Source organism: Polynucleobacter sp. IMCC 29146, from assembly GCF_021395195.1.
In the GTDB taxonomy this organism is placed as follows: Bacteria; Pseudomonadota; Gammaproteobacteria; order Burkholderiales; family Burkholderiaceae; genus Polynucleobacter.
Map to the genome: position 1 here is coordinate 58,587 of NZ_JAJVCR010000002.1, position 18,136 is coordinate 76,722.

The following is an 18,136-nucleotide window of genomic DNA, read 5'->3' on the forward strand; positions in this document are numbered from 1 at the left end:
ATAGAATCAGGCATGCCTAATTCAAATCGTGCCTATCACCTTGTTTTGCCAGCCGCAGGAATGGGCTCCCGTTTAGGCGGCGATTTACCAAAGCAATTTCGCCTGCTTGGCACCAAGCCGATGCTTGCTTATGCTATAGAGGCGGCCTTAAATACCCCAGAAATTCATTCGATTTGGGTTGGTTTAAGCCCACAATTTCATGAAGCTGAATCAATTCTGTATTTAGAAGGAATGGCTGAGCGGGCCCAGGGTCGCTTACACCTCTTGCCAACTGGTGGGGCAACTCGTCACGAAACCGTGCTCAATACCTTAAGCGCTTTACTGAATGTACAGATTTCTCCGGATGACTGGGTCTTGGTGCACGACGCGGCTCGGCCCGGCATTACCGTAGGCTTAATTCAGCAATTAATTGCTGCAGTGAATGCCGCTGAAACAAACCAGCCTAATTTATGGGGCGGCTTATTGGCGATGCCCTTGGCTGATACCTTAAAACGGGCCGAGTTAAGTACACGTGGCAGCTTGGCGCAGGCAACCTTGGCACGTCAGCACCTTTGGCAAGCGCAAACCCCACAAATGTTTCAGCTCGGCACCTTGCATAGCGCATTAACTCAAGCGCTTGAAGTCGGTGTCGAAATTACCGACGAAGCCAGTGCGATGGAATTATTGGGCGCTAAGCCCTTATTAGTAGAGGGCGCGACGCGGAACTTTAAAGTAACTCATCCCGCTGACTGGGATTTGATGCACACTGTACTTCTTCACTTGCCTTAAATTGAGATCCGAGAGAACGATGAATTCAGCCGATCAACTTTCAACCACCTCCCATCATGGTGCGCCGCCTTTTCGCATCGGCCAGGGCTACGATGTGCATGCATTCGTTGCTGACCGTAAATTGATCTTGGGTGGTGTTCTCATTCCCTTCGAAAAGGGTTTATTAGGGCATTCCGATGCCGATGCTTTATTGCATGCCGTAACCGATGCCTTACTGGGGGCTGCCGGTTTAAATGATATTGGCCAGCTTTTTCCCGATACTGATGCCCAATTTAAAGATCTGGACAGTCGTATTTTGTTACGCAGTGCTTTGCAAAAAGTGCAGGCTGCCGGCTTTCATGTAGGTAATGTGGATGCCACGATTATTTGCCAGAAACCCAAGCTAGCCGAATACCTCCCGGCGATGGTGCGAAATATTGCCGCCGATCTTGCCGTTACCCCGAGCCACATCAATCTTAAAGCCAAGACCAATGAATCATTGGGTCATTTGGGGCGTGGCGAGGGCCTTGCCGTCCATGCCGTGGCCTTACTCTATCGGGCTTAAGCCCAGCCATTGTAGAATTCACCCTTTGGCATGAAGTTTGAGCTGGTAGCGTTACAAATGCGAGGATGGCGAAATTGGTAGACGCACCAGGTTTAGGTCCTGACGCCAGAAATGGTGTGGGGGTTCGAGTCCCCCTCCTCGCACCAAGCTGTAGCTTGCTACTAGCTTAAACTTTAGACCATTTAATCGGTAGTATTTAATTGAAGAGGCATGGCTGTGCAGATAGAAAATTTGGGCGCTTTAGATCGTAAGGTAACGTTAGAATTTCCTCGTTCCGACTTAGCTAAAACCCGTGATGCGCGTTTACTTAAGGCAGGAAAAAACCTCAAGATGGCAGGTTTTAGGCCTGGTAAAGTACCCAAGAAAATAGTTGAGCAGCAATACGGCATGCAAATTGATTTTGAAGTGCAATTTGATAAGGCCGCTGAATTGTTCTTTGAGCTCAGTAAAAAAGCGGGCATCGCTTTAGCTGGTCAACCGCGCCTTGAGCCAAAAAGTGAAATTGGTGCAGACAATATTGTCTTCGACGCTTTTTTTGAAGTGTTACCAGAAATTAAACTGGGTGACCTTAGCAAAGCAACCATGACGCGGTACACCACTGCGGTGACCGATGCCGAAATGGAGCGTGCAATTGATGTCTTACGCAAACAACAAGTTCATTACCATTCTCGTGGTCAAGTTGGCGAGCATGGTGATGGTGGGGCCGATACCACGGCTCAAAAGGGCGATCAAGTGTTAATTGATTTTGTCGGCAAAATTGATGGGGTTGAATTTGCCGGTGGTAAGGCTGAAAATTTTGAGTTTGTTTTGGGTGAAGGGCGTATGCTGCCAGAGTTTGAAGCTGCCGCCCTAGGTATGAAGGTGGGCGAGAGCAAAACGTTTGCTTTGCCTTTCCCTGCCGATTATCACGGCAAAGAGGTAGCTGGTAAAACTGCCGACTTTACCCTTACCATGAAAGAGGTACGGTGGGCCCATTTACCCGAGGTAAATGAGGCCTTTGCTTTGACTTTAGGGGTTACAGAAGGTGGCCTTGAAAAAATGCGCAGTGAAGTTCGTGAAAATTTAGAGCGTGAAGTCAAACGCCGCACGCTCATGCTGATGAAAAATGAAGTGATGGGTCAATTAGAAAAGTTATGTGAATTAGAAGTGCCCAAAGCTTTGGTTGCCAATGAGCAAGAAAGACTCGTGAATATGGCGCGCCAAGACTTAATACAACGTGGCATTCCTAATGCAAAAGATGCGCCCATACCTGTAGAAATGTTTGCTGAACAGGCGCAAAAACGCGTACGCTTAGGCTTGATTTTGAGTGAATTAGTAAAGCAGAAAAATTTGGTTGTTACGCCAGAACAAATTAAAGCAGAAATTGAAGATCAAGCAGCAACCTATGAAGACCCAAAAGAAGTGGTCCGCTGGTTTTATAGCGATCCGCAGCGCCTCAAAGACATTGAATCGGCTGTGCTTGAGTCGAATGTTATTCAATATGTTAGCGGCCTGGGTACGGTAACTGATAAAGCAGTGACTTTTGAAGAACTGAGTAAACTAGGGCAATGAGAGAAAACATGATTAGAATGCAACGCAGTACTTATGGTCAAACTCAGTCTGACGACCTCAATGCGAATTTAGCACCACAAGGTTTGGGTTTGGTGCCCATGGTCATTGAAACCTCGGGCCGCGGTGAGCGAGCATATGATATCTACTCGCGCTTGTTGCGTGAGCGGGTGGTTTTTTTGGTCGGCGAAGTGAATGATCAAACCGCTAATTTAGTTATTGCCCAATTACTATTTTTAGAGAGCGAGAATCCCGATAAAGAAATTTCGCTTTATATCAATTCGCCCGGTGGTTCGGTTTCGGCTGGCTTAGCAATATACGACACCATGCAATTTATCAAGCCCAATGTAAGTACCTTGTGCATGGGCATGGCGGCAAGTATGGGAGCATTTTTACTGTGTGCGGGCGAAAAGGGCAAACGCTACGCCTTACCTAATTCACGTGTGATGATTCATCAACCTTTGGGTGGAGCGCGGGGCCAGGCCTCTGATATTGAAATTCAAGCCCGTGAAATTTTATATTTACGTGAACGTTTAAATCAAATTTTGGCTGACCGCACTGGCCAATCGATTGAAACGATTGCCAAGGATACCGATCGCGATAATTTCATGTCAGCCGAGCAAGCTCGCGAATACGGTTTGATTGATAAAGTCATTGATAAGCGTCCGTAAACTCTACTGAGTCCACCCTGTGAGCGATACCTCCTCTACCGATAAGCTGTTGTACTGTTCGTTTTGCGGCAAAAGCCAGCACGAAGTTAAAAAGCTAATTGCTGGCCCTTCGGTTTTTATTTGCGATGAATGCATTGATTTATGTACCGATATTATTCAGGAGGAAATTGCTAAGTTACCTCCTAGCGAGGGGGGCGAAGCAATCCCAACCCCACATGAAATTCGCGCTAATTTAGATCAATATGTCATTGGGCAAGATTTAGCCAAAAAAACCTTGGCAGTAGCGGTATATAACCATTACAAACGGCTTTTGCATTTACCTCCGGTAACCAAAGAAAAAACGGAAAAAATAAGCCCAGCTGATGACCTTTCTAGTAATGAAAAAGGTGCTGCAAAAAAGAAATCGCAAGACAAATCCAGCAGCGATAAAAAAATGAGCAAAGCGCCTGCTAAAGCCGTGATCGATGGCGTAGAGCTAGCGAAAAGTAATATATTGCTGATTGGCCCCACGGGCTCCGGTAAGACTTTGTTGGCACAGACTTTAGCGCGCATGTTGAACGTGCCATTTGTGATGGCCGATGCTACAACCTTGACTGAAGCTGGCTATGTTGGCGAAGATGTTGAAAATATTATTCAGAAGCTACTGCAAAGCTGTGATTACAACATTGACAAGGCCCAAAAGGGTATTGTTTATATCGATGAAATTGATAAAATTTCTCGCAAGTCGGATAACCCCTCAATTACCCGCGATGTTTCTGGTGAGGGCGTTCAGCAAGCCTTGCTTAAGCTGATTGAGGGTACGATGGCATCGATTCCGCCACAGGGCGGCAGAAAACATCCAAATCAAGACTTTCTGCAAGTTGATACGACTAATATTCTTTTTATCTGCGGCGGCGCGTTTGATGGTCTTGAAAAAGTGATTCAGCAACGCACTGCGAAATCGGGCATTGGTTTTAGTGCTGATGTTGCTGGCAAGGATGATCGTGCCATTGGTGAATTATTAAAAGAAGTTGAGCCAGAGGACTTAATTAAGTTTGGCTTAATTCCAGAGCTGATTGGCCGCTTACCGGTATTGGCGACCTTGACCCAATTAGACGAGGCTGCCTTAGTGCAAATTTTGACTGAGCCAAAAAATGCTTTGGTTAAACAATACCAAGCCTTGCTCGGCATGGAGGGATCTGAATTAGAGGTTCGCCCAGGTGCGCTAGCGGCAATTGCCAAAAAAGCCATCGCCCGTAAAACCGGTGCGCGGGGTTTGCGCTCTATTTTAGAAGGTTCGCTCATGGACGTGATGTACGACCTACCATCGCTAAAGAATGTGCAGAAGGTGGTTATTGATGAAAGTACGATTGCGATTGATGGCAAACCGCTTTTAGTCTACAAGCAAGCCGTAAGCGGCGAAGTTGAAGCTGAAAACCAGGTAAAAAAGGCCTAAAAAGGCTCCAAAAATCGGGATTAAGCGCCCAAAAATTGGTATTTTTCGCATTTTAGCCCTTGCATTTTTTTAAGGCGCACCCATATAGGTAGTATTCTAGTTGTGATGAAGGATGCTTAGTAGTGTTTTTTGGCACTTTTGGTCCTTTGTAACGCATTACTTATTTGGAGGATTTCCGTATGCCCAGCCAGTTATTACTTCCTTCTGAACCGATTCAACTGCCGCTTTTGCCCCTGCGTGATGTGGTTGTCTTTCCCCACATGGTTATTCCCCTATTTGTGGGGCGCCCTAAATCGATTAAAGCCCTTGAGGCTGCAATGGAAACCGGTAAAAGCGTACTTTTAGTCGCCCAAAAGGCTGCAGCTAAAGATGAACCTTCGGTTGAAGACTTATATCAAGTGGGCTGTATTGCCAGTATTTTACAAATGCTGAAATTACCTGATGGCACTGTCAAAGTGTTGGTTGAAGGTTCGCAACGAGCTGATGTGAGCCAAGTTGAAGATAGTATGGGTTACTTTAGTTGCGAGGCTAGCCCGCAGCCAATTGCTGTGATCGATGCCCATGAAACCGAAGCCTTACGGCGCGCAATCATGGCGCAATTTGATCAATACGTAAAACTGAATAAAAAAATCCCTCAAGAAATTTTATCTTCTTTGGGCGGTATTGATGATGCTAGCCGCTTGGCAGATACGATTTGCGCCCACTTACCGGTAAAGCTTGAGCAAAAACAACGCTTATTAGAAATGAGCGATGTCGTGCAACGTTTAGAAAGCCTGCTAGCCGACCTTGAAAGTGAAATCGATATTCTGCAAGTAGAAAAACGTATTCGTGGTCGCGTGAAACGGCAAATGGAAAAAAGCCAACGTGAGTATTACTTAAATGAACAAGTAAAAGCCATTCAAAAGGAATTGGGCGAAGGTGAAGAGGGTGCCGATTTAGATGAGCTTGAAAAGCGCATTAAAGCTGCGCATATGCCTAAAGAAGCCCTCAAGAAGGCTGAGTCGGAATTGAAGAAGTTAAAACTCATGTCTCCTATGTCGGCTGAAGCAACAGTTATTCGTAACTTTATCGATACCTTAGTGAATTTGCCCTGGAAAAAGAAAAGTAAAATTAATAATGATTTAACTAATGCTGAAAAAGTCTTAGATGAAGATCATTATGGGCTTGATAAGGTAAAAGAACGCATCCTGGAATATCTTGCTGTACAACAGCGGGTCGATCGCGTAAAGGCACCTATTTTGTGTTTAGTGGGCCCTCCTGGTGTGGGGAAAACATCCTTAGGGCAGTCTATTGCTCGTGCCACTAATCGTAAATTTGTGCGCATGGCTCTAGGCGGAGTGCGTGACGAATCGGAGATTCGTGGTCATCGACGCACCTATATTGGCTCCATGCCTGGCAAAATTTTATCGAGCCTAACTAAAGTGGGGGTACGCAATCCCTTATTTTTATTAGATGAAGTCGATAAGATGGGCATGGACTTTCGGGGTGATCCAGCCAGCGCTTTGCTGGAAGTTTTAGATCCTGAACAAAATCATACCTTCCAAGATCATTATGTTGAAGTCGATTTTGATTTATCTGACGTGATGTTCGTGGCAACTGCCAACTCACTGAATATTCCTGGGCCCTTACTCGATCGTTTGGAAATTATTCGTCTTGCCGGCTATACCGAAGATGAAAAAACCAATATTGCGATGAATTATTTAATTCCCAAGCAAATTAAAAATAATGGCTTGAAAAAAGATGAGCTCAAAATTGAAGAAAGTGCTGTTCGCAGCATTATTCGCTACTACACCCGTGAAGCGGGAGTGCGTTCTTTAGAGCGTGAGTTGAGTAAAATTTGCCGCAAGGTAGTGAAGTTACTCTTACTTAAAAAAGAAGCTGCACCCATTGTGGTTAGTGCTGATAATTTAGAGAAGTTTTTATCCGTGCGCATGTACGATTTTGGTTTGGCTGCTAAAGAGAATCAAGTGGGTCAAGTTACTGGCTTAGCTTGGACTGAAGTTGGCGGTGATCTGCTTACCATTGAAGCTGCAGTGATGTCGGGTAAAGGGGTGATTACGCGGACGGGTTCGATTGGTGATGTGATGAAAGAATCGGTTGAGGCTGCGCGCACTGTGGTACGTTCACGGGCGCGACGATTAGGTATAACCGATGAAGCCTTCGAGAAGAAAGATATTCATATTCATTTTCCTGAAGGTGCGACACCTAAAGATGGTCCATCTGCTGGCATTGCCATTACCACGGCTTTGGTTTCGGTATTTAGCGGCATTCCAGTGCGTGCCGATATTGCCATGACAGGTGAAATTACCTTGCGTGGAGAGGTTCTACCAATTGGCGGGTTGAAAGAAAAATTATTGGCTGCCCATCGAGGTGGAATTAAGCTGGTGTTAATTCCTGAAGAAAATGTGAAGGATTTAATTGAAATTCCAGATAATGTAAAGAACGCGATTGAAATAGTGCCAGTGCGTTGGATCGACAAAGTCTTGGAATTGGCCTTGGAGCGCAATCCCGAACCATTGCCGGAGCTAAGTGCAGCCGAGCTGGCTAAAGCAGCCGAAGCGAAGGCAGCATCTGCGCCTAATGCTGGGGATGTGATTAAACACTAAATTGGCCTTGAATCGGGTTACAATCTCGTTCTGAAACAGTTGGGGCGCTTAGCTCAGTTGGTAGAGCGTCTGCCTTACACGCAGAATGTCGGCGGTTCGAGCCCGTCAGCGCCCACCACCCCAATCTTTTCCTTATCTGATATTTCAATGGCCTATGTTTGATCTTGTTCGCACCCATCAACGCCTTTTACAGTTCATTTTATTGCTGTTAATTGTGCCGTCGTTTGCGCTTTGGGGCATTTCGGGTTACACCGGTTTTATGGATAAAGCCACCGACGTGTTGAAGGTGGATGGCAACCCCATTACGATGCAAGAGATTGATGCGGCAGCCAAACGTCAAGCCGACCGAATTGGGGTGCAAGGTCAAATAACCCAAAGCTTGGGTTTTAGACAGGCGGTTTTAGATGAGCTCTTGCAGCAGCGCCTGATGGGCTTTGCCCTAAAGCACTTAAATTTACGGGTGAGCAATGAAGCTTTGGCGCAAAACTTAAAACGCATTCCTGAAATTCGTGCTTTATATGAAGCCAACGGCAGTTTTGATGCCGCTAAATATCGCCAATTATTGGCTAGTAATGGCATGAGCGTAGAGCAGTTCGAGGGCTCGCAACGATTTGACTTAATGGCGCAGCAATTAGTCAGTTCGGTTGCCCGTACGGAATTACCAACACCTAAACTTGCGAATCAGATTACCGCTTTATATGGTGTCGAGCGACAAATTCAAGCATTAGCCTTTAGCGCTAGCGATTACGTCAAAAAAGTTAATCCCAGCGAAGCTGAGATCAAGGCTTTCTACGAGGCTAATACCAAATTATTTGCGACCCCCGAAGAGCTCGATGTGCAGTTTTTAGTTTTACAAGCTGACCCAAAAGAAGATGCTAAAACGTTTGGCGATAAAGCCGATACCTTTGCTAATTTGACTTATGAACAGGCTGATAGTCTGAAGCCCGCAGCCGATAAATTAAAACTCAGTATTCAAAGTCAAAAGGGTATAACCCGTACTAGCGCTGCTAGTTTGCCCAAAAGTAGCCCTTTAAATAATGCGAAGGTATTGCAGGCCTTGTTTCGTGATGACGCGATTAAAAATAAGCGCAATATTGAAGCCGTCCAAATTAGCCCTGGAGTTTTTGTTTCGGCACGTATTACTGAGTTTCATCCGGCCAGTACTTTGCCACTGCAGGATGTGCTGGCTGAAGTAAAGCGCCAAGTGAGCTTGCAATTGGCCGAGAAGCTGGCTACAGCCGCTGCTGCCGAGCGTTTCACAGCGCTTCAAAAAGATCCTAAAAATACCGCTGGTTTTACCGCAGCCGTATGGATTTCACGCAATAAACCTGTTAATTTAAGTGCTGAATCGTTAGATGCGGTAATGGCAGTTGATGCAGGCAAATTACCTATTGCCGTCTCAATTGCCAATACGGGTACAGGTACGACACTTTACGTGGTAGAAGAAGTGCGACCGGCCACTATGCTTGATCCCAAGGTGCAACAAGCCCAGGCACAACAATTGAACCAACTGGCTGCCCAAGCAGACTTTGCCAGTTTTATGATGCATTGGCGTGACAGTGCAGGAGTAAAAATAATTAATCCGCTGAAGCAGGCTAGTGCTAGCTCTGCTGCTGGTAGTTAAAGTAGGGGCGCCAACTTGCCCCAAACATTTTGTAACAAAATAGCTTGTGCTTCTGCCCTTGGATGCAATCGGTCAGCCTGAAATAATTCGGGTTTTTCAGCTACCCCTTTCAAAAAAAATGGCACGATACTAATGCGTTCAGTTGTCGCAATACTGGAATACATGCTGGCAAATTGTTTACTATAGGTCGCACCATAATTACTCGGTATGCGCATTCCTAAGAGTAAGACTTTGGCTTTGGCTTTCAGGCTTAGCTGCACCATGGTGCGTAAGTTTTTTTCTGAGCTACTTAAGGCAAGCCCCCTTAACGCATCGTTGGCACCTAATTCAATAATCACTATTTGTGGTTTTTTTTGCTGTAGTAGGTCGGGCAAACGACTTAAGCCTCCCGCGGTAGTTTCGCCACTTATGCTGGCATTAAACACTTGCCATGTGGGTCCCCTCTCATTTACACGACGCTCAAGTAGGCTAACCCAGCCTTCACCGCGACTAATGCCATATTCAGCCGATAGGCTGTCGCCTAGCACCAGCAAAACCGGTAAATTACCCTGACTGCCTTGCTTCGGGGAGCTTGTTTGGCTCGTTGCGCTTGGCTCAGCATGCGCCCGCCCAAAAAACCCCAGCACGAGTAAGATAAGCGCTATTAGTAATTTGCAACGCAACAACTTGCCTCCTTTAAAAGAACAACTCAAGACCTATCTCTCTATTTTATGCTTCAGCCCGTTAATTTTCCTGCTTCGCAACAAGATGCCACTTGCGCCTTACAGGCGGAGCAGATTAATAAAACGGTGCCAACAAGCGATGGGCCTTTAACCATCTTAGATGACATTAGCTTCAGCATTTTGGCGGGGGAGAGCATTGCTATTGTTGGCGCTTCGGGATCGGGTAAAAGTACTTTACTCGGCTTACTGGCAGGCTTAGATACTCCTACGAGCGGCACCATTCAATTGCTGGGGAAACCATTTAGTGCTTTAGATGAAGATGAGCGTGCTCGCTACCGAGGTAAAACACTGGGCTTTGTATTTCAGTCATTTCAATTAATACCACACCTTACTGCGCTTGAAAATGCCATGCTGCCCCTAGAGTTACGCGGCGTCGAGAGTGGATTAGCGCGGGCTGAGGCGATTAACTGGCTAACTAAAGTTGGTCTTCTGCAGCGCTTGCACCATTTCCCGCGAACCTTATCGGGGGGTGAACAGCAGCGCGTCGCTTTAGCACGTGCGTTCATTGGTAAGCCAGCCATGTTATTTGCTGATGAGCCTACTGGTAGCCTAGACGAGCAAAGTGGCGCAAAGATTATTGAACTTTTGTTTGCCTTAAATCAGGATAATGGCTCGACCCTTGTTTTAGTCACCCACGATGTAACTCTAGCAAAGCGTTGTGGGCGTCAACTGCATCTACAGGGCGGGCGCCTACTACCCGAATGAAGACAACTCTTATAATCTAAGGATGTCTTTTTTCCGTTGTTTGCCAGGGGCCGATGCCCTCTCTTCCTTTCGCCAGCAACGGCTTTTAGCTGATCTTGCCAAGCAAGGGGTTCTGCTAGATTCCATTCGCGGCCGCTACCTACACTTTGTCTGGTTGAAAAGCGCTTTAGATCAAGCGCAAACCAAGGTATTAGATGCTTTGTTAGCCTATGGAGATCCATATAAGGCCCAAAAGAAACCACCAAAAGGGGTTGGACAAGCTATTACCATTCCCCGTTTTGGTACGGTCTCGCCATGGGCAAGTAAGGCCACAGAAATTGCCCGCCAATGCGGTCTTGATGTCTTACGAATTGAACGGGGTATTCAATTTACTTGGTACTCTGCTAAGGTCTTAACTACTGCTGAACAAGCGCTCATCTGCAATGTAATTCATGATCGCATGACCGAAGCGGTAATACTTGAGCTTGATCAAGCAGCAGGTTTGTATCAATCTTTAGCTGATACGCCTGTAAAACGTATTGCCGTCTTAGCCCAAGGTGAGGGCGCTTTACAGCAAGCGAATACCGATTTAGGCCTAGCTTTATCGCCGGATGAAATTGACTACTTGGTAACGAACTTTCAGCGCTTACAGCGCGATCCAAGCGATGTCGAGTTGATGATGTTTGCCCAAGCCAATAGCGAACATTGCCGTCATAAAATTTTTAATGCTACTTGGACTATCGATGGCATTGAACAAGATCAGTCTCTCTTTGCGATGATTCGCAATACCCATCGTTTACAGCCGCAGGGCACGATTGTGGCCTACTCGGATAACTCGGCAGTGATGGCTGGGTGCGAGGCAGAAACCTGGACTCCACAGGGTAGTGCGCACCAATACCAAAAAGAAAATTGCTTAATGCACACCTTAATGAAAGTAGAAACGCATAACCATCCTACTGGTATTGCCCCTTTTCCAGGGGCCTCAACCGGGGCTGGGGGAGAAATACGCGACGAAGGAGCTACTGGTATAGGTGGACGACCTAAAGCTGGCTTAACTGGTTTCTCGGTCTCGCATTTGCATTTACCTAATACCGATTTACCTTGGGAGGGTGCGCCTTACGGCAAGCCAGAACGCATAGCTTCCCCGTTGCAAATTATGATCGAAGGCCCGCTGGGCGGCGCAGCTTTTAATAATGAATTTGGGCGAGCGAATTTAGGCGGTTACTTTCGGGTATATGAGCAAACCATTGATGGCGTGCGCCGCGGTTATCACAAGCCCATTATGATTGCTGGCGGCATTGGCAATATTGCAGCTAACCATACAGCGAAAAAACCCATTCAAGCGGGGCACTTATTGATTCAATTGGGCGGACCTGGAATGCGCATAGGCATGGGTGGCGCAACGGGCAGCTCGGTGACCACCGGCACTAATACTGCTGATTTAGATTTTAATTCGGTGCAACGAGGCAATCCTGAAATTGAACGGCGCGTGCAAGAAGTTATTAATGCTTGTTGTCATTTGGGTGAAAAAAATCCCATTATTTCGATTCACGATGTCGGGGCAGGTGGTTTGTCGAATGCGTTTCCCGAGCTAGCCGATGGCGCCGGCTTAGGCGCCGCTTTTCAGCTTCGCCATATTCCGCTAGAAGAAAGTGGTATGAGTCCAGCAGAAATTTGGTGCAATGAAGCGCAAGAACGTTACGTACTGGCTATAGCCAGCGAAAGCCTAGCACTTTTACAGCAAATTTGTGAGCGTGAAAGATGTCCAATAGCTGTAGTTGGTAGCGCTACCCTAGAGCGGCAATTACGTTTACAGGATGAAAAGCAAAACCCAACGGCTGCAGCCGCATGGCCGATTGATATGCCGATGGAGGTTTTGTTGGGCAAGCCGCCACGTATGCACCGTACAGTTGAGAGTACTAAAACTGTCTTTGCCGACCTGAATCTAACTGATACCGATTTAGCAACTTGTATTGCGTGGGTTTTGCAACAACCCACTGTAGCTAGTAAAGGTTTTTTAATTACGATTGGCGATCGTACAGTAGGGGGTTTAAATGCGCGCGATCAATTGGTTGGCCCATGGCAGGTTCCGGTTGCTGATTGTGCGGTTACCCTCATGGACTTTAAAGCTTATCGGGGTGAAGCTATGGCAATGGGGGAGCGCACTCCCTTAGCTGTAATTGATGCGCCCGCTGCAGCGCGCATGGCAGTTGGTGAAGCCTTAACGAATCTTTTTGCAGCCGATATCGTTGCGCTAGCAGACGTGAAGTTATCAGCCAACTGGATGGCGGCTTGCGGTGTCGCTGGTGAAGATGCTAAATTATTTGCATCAGTTAAAGCATTAGGCATGGATTTATGTCCCGCATTGGGTATTTCAATCCCAGTAGGAAAAGACTCGCTATCGATGGCCACCAATTGGCAAGCCGCCGGTGAGTTAAGGGAAGTAATTGCCCCAGTCTCATTAATTATTTCGGCTTTCTCACCTGTTAAGGATGTACGCGAGACCTTAACACCTGTTCTACAAGCTGATGATGTTTCGCATTCCTTGCAAGATACCGAGCTCGTTCTAATCGATTTGGGTCGCGGTAAAAATCGCTTAGCGGGCAGCATTTTGGCGCAAGTCTTAAATCAGACGGGTCGTTTTACACCTGATGTAGATTCAGCAGACGATCTGAAGGCCTTAGCTGCCGCTCTGATTGAATTACGACAGCACCAGCTGATTTTGGCCTATCACGATCGCTCTGATGGTGGTTTATTCGCCTGCGTAGCTGAAATGGCCTTTGCTTCGCATTGTGGCATTGCGCTTAATGTCGATATGCTAGCGGTAGATCCTCGACAGGAAGCTGACTATGGCGATGCTAAAAATTGGGCGCAACAAATTTCGGGCAAGCGCCACGACCTTACTATGCAGGCTTTATTTAATGAAGAGTTAGGGGTCGTCATGCAAATTAGGCGCAGTCAACGCGCTGCTGTTTTTGCGATCTTACGACGCCTCAATTTAAGTGCTTGCAGCCATGTAATTGGTAAACCCAATTCGACTGGCATGATTGAAATTTGGCGTGATGCCAAAAAGATTTATAGCGCTAGCCGTGAATCTTTACAAAAACTCTGGCAAAACACCAGTTGGCAAATTGCGCGTGGACGCGATAATCCTGCTTGCGCCGATAGTGAATTTGGCTTACTGGATGATCTCAGTGATCCAGGGATGACCCCCATCGTTACCTTCGATGCCCAGCAAGATATATCTGCACCGTTCATACAGAAGGGCGTGCGTCCACCAGTAGCCATTTTGCGCGAACAGGGCGTGAATTCCCATGTAGAAATGGCGTATGCCATGCATTGGGCTGGCTTTGATACATTTGATGTGCATATGTCAGACTTAATTGCAGGCAGGGCGCAGTTAAGCAACTTTCGTGGTTTGGTGGCCTGCGGCGGCTTTAGTTATGGTGATGTTTTGGGGGCCGGCGGGGGATGGGCTAAAACGATTCTGTTTAATTCTCAATTACGCGATCAGTTTGCACAATTTTTTGCCCAAGCAAATAGTTTTGCTTTGGGAGTTTGCAATGGTTGCCAAATGATGAGTAATTTAGCGCCAATAATTCCTGGTGCCGCCTCATGGCCCCAATTTACGCGCAATCTCTCAGAGCAATTTGAAGCCCGCTTAGCTATGGTCGAGGTCTTGCCATCGCCCTCTATCTTTACTCAAGGTATGGCTGGTAGCCAGCTTCCCATTGCAGTTTCGCACGGCGAAGGCTATGCAAACTTTAGCCGGCAAGGTAATGCCGAGCAATTGCGCGCCGAACATTTAGGCCTTGTACGATTTGTAAATCACCGTGGGGAAGCTACCGAAACATATCCGCTCAACCCCAATGGTTCAGCCGGCGGATTAACTGGCGTAACTACGCCCGATGGGCGTTTCACCATTATGATGCCGCACCCAGAACGGGTTTTTCGTACCGCTCAGCTTAGTTGGCATCCGCCAGAATGGAATGCTATTACCGATGGCGCTAGCCCATGGATGCGTTTATTCCGCAATGCCCGTTATTGGGTTAATTAATCGCGGGTTTATGCAAATGGCTGCAGGGAAGTCAAAAAATTTAGCAACAGAAGCTGTAACTTTTTCTGAATCGGGCGGAATTCGCTATTTACATTTTGGTAGCGATCTTATTCAAGGGGCTATGCGCTTAAATGATCCTGATGAAATTTATTTAGATTACAACCAGCAAATGATGGCTTGGCTGCTTTTTTTGGAAAGTCGGCCAGGCTTGCAAGTAGCTCAACTAGGTTTGGGCACTGGCGCATTAGCTAAGTTTCAGTATCGTTATTGTCCGGCAGTAAAAACCACCGCTATCGAATTAAACCCTGCCGTAATTATTGCGGCGCGCACCATGTTTTATTTGCCAGATGATGATCGCCGTTTACAAGTAAAGCAAATTGATGCCCTGGAATTTGTACTTGCGAGCGCTAATGCTGAGCAATACGATGCCTTACAAGTTGACCTATATGATGTGGCAGCCGAAGGGCCGGTATTAAGCTCACTCGAATTTTATCGGGCTTGTTATCGCGTTTTGCGCAGCCCTGGAGTAATGACTGTCAATTTATTTTCACAGCATTCCAGCTTTAAACGGAATCTGCAGAATATTTGTCGGGCATTTCATGATCGGGTGTTGTTATTTCCCGAATCACATGATTGCAATGCGGTGGCCATTGCTTTTAAAGGCCCACATATTTATGCGGAATGGAAAAGTATTAAAAAGCGTGCACAATTAATTCAGGAACAAACCGGTTTAGCTACTGCAACATGGGCTAAAGGCCTTAGAAATGCTAATGCCAGACAAGAGCTGGCATTAGAGATTTAAGGCAGTTTAGACAGTAACGGTATCGGCCATCTCACTAAAGCTTTTGATTTTGTCAAAATTCATATAGCGATACACTTCAGACGATTTACTATCGAGTGCAGCAACTTGCTCTAAATATTCCTTGGGAGTCGGTAAGCGCCCTAAGAGCGCGGCTACTGCCGCTAATTCAGCAGAGGCCAAATACACTTGAGTATCAATTCCTAGGCGATTAGGAAAGTTACGGGTTGAAGTAGAGACAGCGGTAGCGCCTTTGCGCATTTGGGCTTGATTTCCCATGCACAAAGAACATCCCGGCGATTCCATGCGCGCACCCGTGCGACCCAAGATACCGTAATAGCCTTCTTCAGTAAGAATCATTGCATCCATTTTGGTGGGCGGTGCAATCCAGAGGCGGGTAGGGATATCGGTTTTGCCTTCGAGTACTTTGCCTGCAGCGCGGAAGTGCCCAATATTGGTCATGCATGAGCCAATAAAAACCTCATCAATCTTAGCGCCAGCAACTTCTGATAAAAATTTCACATCGTCTGGATCGTTAGGGCAGGCCAGAATTGGCTCTTTAATTTCATCAATATTGATTTCAATAATTTCAGCATAGTCGGCGTTCGCATCCGCTTTCAAGAGCTGGGGATTAGCAATCCATGCTTCCATGGCTTTGATGCGACGGCCCAATGTACGCTTATCTTCATACCCATTCGCAATCATCCACTTCATTAATGTGATGTTGGAACGCATGTATTCAATAATTGGCTCTTTATTTAAGTGCACCGTACAACCGCCAGCAGAGCGTTCAGCAGATGCATCGGAGAGCTCAAAGGCTTGCTCAACTTTTAGATCAGGAAGACCTTCAATTTCTAAGATTCGACCAGAAAAAATATTTTTCTTGCCCGTTTTTTCTACCGTGAGCAAGCCCCGTTTGATGGCATAGAGTGGAATCGCATTGACTAAATCGCGTAGAGTAATACCGGGTTGCATTTTGCCTTTAAAGCGAATTAAGACTGACTCAGGCATGTCGAGCGGCATGACGCCAGTGGCCGCAGCAAAAGCAACCAGGCCAGAGCCGGCAGGAAATGAAATACCAATCGGAAAACGGGTATGGCTATCGCCACCAGTGCCGCAGGTATCTGGCAGCAGTAAGCGGTTAAGCCAACTGTGAATAACACCATCGCCGGGGCGCAAGGCCACACCACCTCGATTTGTCATAAAGGCAGGTAGCTCGTGATGAGTGCGAATATCAACTGGCTTGGGGTAAGCCGAGGTATGACAGAACGATTGCATAACTAAGTCGGCAGAAAACCCGAGGCAGGCTAAATCTTTTAACTCATCACGCGTCATTGGGCCCGTAGTATCTTGCGAGCCTACAGTGGTCATATGGGGCTCACAGTAAGTGCCCGGCAGCACGCCTTGACCTTCAGGTAAACCGCAAGCGCGACCCACAATTTTTTGCGCCAAACTAAAACCTTTTTTATGATCAGGCGGGCTTAATGGCACCCGGAATTCAGTTGATGCTGGCAAACCTAAGGCTGCACGCGCTTTAGCAGTAAGGCCCCGTCCGACAATAAGAGGAATGCGTCCGCCTGCACGCACCTCATCCAAAATAACCGGCGACTTTAACGTAAATTCGGCAATCACTTTGCCGTCTTTAAGTGCTTTACCTTCATAGGGGCGTAATTCGATGACATCACCCATATTCATTTTTGATACATCTAGTTCAATCGGTAATGCGCCAGCATCTTCCATGGTGTTAAAAAAGATTGGCGCAATTTTGCTACCTAAACATACGCCACCAAAGCGCTTATTGGGCACAAAAGGAATATCTTGACCAGTCCACCACAACACTGAATTAGTAGCTGATTTACGTGATGAGCCTGTACCCACGACATCGCCGACATAAGCAATTTGATGGCCTTTTTTCTGTAGCTCCACAATTTGTTTCATGGGGCCGCGTACACCAACCTCATCGGGTTCGATTCCAGCCCGTGGGTTTTTCAGCATCACAGTAGCATGCAGTGGAATATCGGGGCGACTCCAGGCATCTGGAGCTGGCGATAAATCATCGGTATTGGTTTCACCAGTAACCTTAAAAACGGTTAGAACCATACTTTCTGGCACAGCGGGGCGACTCGTAAACCACTCCGCTGCAGCCCAGCTTTGCATGACTGCCTTGGCATTGACATTACCTTTTTCAGCGAGTTCTTGCACGTCATTAAAGTAATCGAACATTAAGAGGGTTTTTTTCAATACAGCGGCGGCAGTTGCGCCACATTCAGCATCGCTTAATAAGTCTACTAAGGGCTTAATGTTGTAGCCACCTAACATGGTGCCCAGTAATTCAGTTGCTTCAATGCGTGAAAGCAGAGGAGTTTTTTCTTCCCCCTTGGCTACTTTATCGAGAAATTCAGCCTTCACCTTGGCGGCCTCGTCAACTCCAGCAGGAACCCGATAGGTTATTAAATCAATCAGCTGCTGTTCGGTACCAGCCGGCGGATTTTTTAATAGGCCGAGCAATAAGGATGTTTGATCTTTTGTGAGGGGCAGAGGCGGAATTCCCAGGGCGGCGCGTTCAGCAACTTGGGTGTTATAGGTATCTAACATCATTAAACCTCGAGGTAAGTTTTTGGAGCAATTCAGATCCTTATTGTAAATCTTTGGGACCCTATCAGCATTAGTCGCCGTCC

The 18,136-nt window shown here is 46.8% G+C and carries 12 protein-coding genes and 2 tRNA genes; 12 read left to right on the top strand and 2 right to left on the bottom strand.

Going from position 1 to position 18,136, the window contains the following annotated elements; translation table 11 throughout:
• Nucleotides 1-12 precede the first annotated feature (12 nt).
• From ispD to LZT22_RS02300, 9 genes are all read left to right on the top strand, one after another.
• The gene (gene ispD, locus LZT22_RS02260) at nucleotides 13-768 is read left to right on the top strand and encodes a 2-C-methyl-D-erythritol 4-phosphate cytidylyltransferase (protein ID WP_233923438.1); all 756 of its coding nucleotides are present in this window, start codon (nucleotides 13-15) and stop codon (nucleotides 766-768) included.
• A gap of 19 nt (nucleotides 769-787) precedes the next feature.
• On the top strand, nucleotides 788-1,312 hold the full coding sequence (ispF, locus tag LZT22_RS02265; protein WP_233923439.1) for a 2-C-methyl-D-erythritol 2,4-cyclodiphosphate synthase: 525 nt from the start codon (nucleotides 788-790) through the stop codon (nucleotides 1,310-1,312).
• Nucleotides 1,313-1,371: 59 nt separating this feature from the next.
• Nucleotides 1,372-1,458: transfer RNA gene (locus LZT22_RS02270), tRNA-Leu, on the top strand.
• 64 nt (nucleotides 1,459-1,522) lie between these two features.
• Nucleotides 1,523-2,863, top strand: a complete 1,341-nt coding sequence (gene tig / locus LZT22_RS02275) for a trigger factor (RefSeq protein WP_233923440.1) — start codon at nucleotides 1,523-1,525, stop codon at nucleotides 2,861-2,863.
• A gap of 17 nt (nucleotides 2,864-2,880) precedes the next feature.
• Nucleotides 2,881-3,531: an ATP-dependent Clp endopeptidase proteolytic subunit ClpP gene (gene clpP / locus LZT22_RS02280; RefSeq protein ID WP_233923725.1), complete on the top strand. Its 651-nt coding sequence runs from the start codon at nucleotides 2,881-2,883 to the stop codon at nucleotides 3,529-3,531.
• Between the two features lie 19 nt (nucleotides 3,532-3,550).
• Nucleotides 3,551-4,966 (top strand): ATP-dependent Clp protease ATP-binding subunit ClpX, encoded by a 1,416-nt coding sequence (clpX, locus tag LZT22_RS02285; RefSeq protein ID WP_233923441.1) that lies wholly within the window; start codon nucleotides 3,551-3,553, stop codon nucleotides 4,964-4,966.
• 179 nt (nucleotides 4,967-5,145) lie between these two features.
• Nucleotides 5,146-7,572: an endopeptidase La gene (lon, locus tag LZT22_RS02290; RefSeq protein WP_233923442.1), complete on the top strand. Its 2,427-nt coding sequence runs from the start codon at nucleotides 5,146-5,148 to the stop codon at nucleotides 7,570-7,572.
• A 42-nt stretch (nucleotides 7,573-7,614) separates the two neighbouring features.
• A tRNA-Val gene (locus LZT22_RS02295) sits at nucleotides 7,615-7,690 on the top strand.
• A gap of 36 nt (nucleotides 7,691-7,726) precedes the next feature.
• A complete protein-coding gene (locus LZT22_RS02300; RefSeq protein WP_233923443.1) occupies nucleotides 7,727-9,196 on the top strand; it encodes a peptidylprolyl isomerase in 1,470 nt (489 codons plus the stop codon).
• On the opposite strand, the gene LZT22_RS02305 is transcribed toward LZT22_RS02300, so the two are convergent.
• A complete protein-coding gene (locus LZT22_RS02305) occupies nucleotides 9,193-9,861 on the bottom strand; it encodes an arylesterase (RefSeq protein WP_233923444.1) in 669 nt (222 codons plus the stop codon). The two genes, LZT22_RS02300 and LZT22_RS02305, sit on opposite strands and share 4 nt — an antisense overlap.
• A gap of 45 nt (nucleotides 9,862-9,906) precedes the next feature.
• On the opposite strand from LZT22_RS02305, the gene LZT22_RS02310 reads away from it, so the two are divergent.
• The 3 genes from LZT22_RS02310 to LZT22_RS02320 are packed head-to-tail and all read left to right on the top strand — an operon-like array spanning nucleotide 9,907 to nucleotide 15,461.
• Nucleotides 9,907-10,623 (top strand): ABC transporter ATP-binding protein, encoded by a 717-nt coding sequence (locus LZT22_RS02310; RefSeq protein WP_233923445.1) that lies wholly within the window; start codon nucleotides 9,907-9,909, stop codon nucleotides 10,621-10,623.
• A 22-nt stretch (nucleotides 10,624-10,645) separates the two neighbouring features.
• A complete protein-coding gene (gene purL, locus LZT22_RS02315; RefSeq protein WP_233923446.1) occupies nucleotides 10,646-14,659 on the top strand; it encodes a phosphoribosylformylglycinamidine synthase in 4,014 nt (1,337 codons plus the stop codon).
• Entirely contained in the window at nucleotides 14,637-15,461 is an 825-nt protein-coding gene (locus LZT22_RS02320; protein WP_233923447.1) for a spermidine synthase, read from the top strand. The genes purL and LZT22_RS02320 overlap by 23 nt, the downstream gene beginning before the upstream one ends.
• A 6-nt stretch (nucleotides 15,462-15,467) precedes the next feature.
• Here the strand turns inward: LZT22_RS02320 and LZT22_RS02325 are convergent, their stop codons facing one another.
• Nucleotides 15,468-18,053, bottom strand: coding sequence for a bifunctional aconitate hydratase 2/2-methylisocitrate dehydratase (locus tag LZT22_RS02325; protein ID WP_233923726.1), 2,586 nt, complete (start codon nucleotides 18,051-18,053; stop codon nucleotides 15,468-15,470).
• Nucleotides 18,054-18,136: the final 83 nt, after the last annotated feature.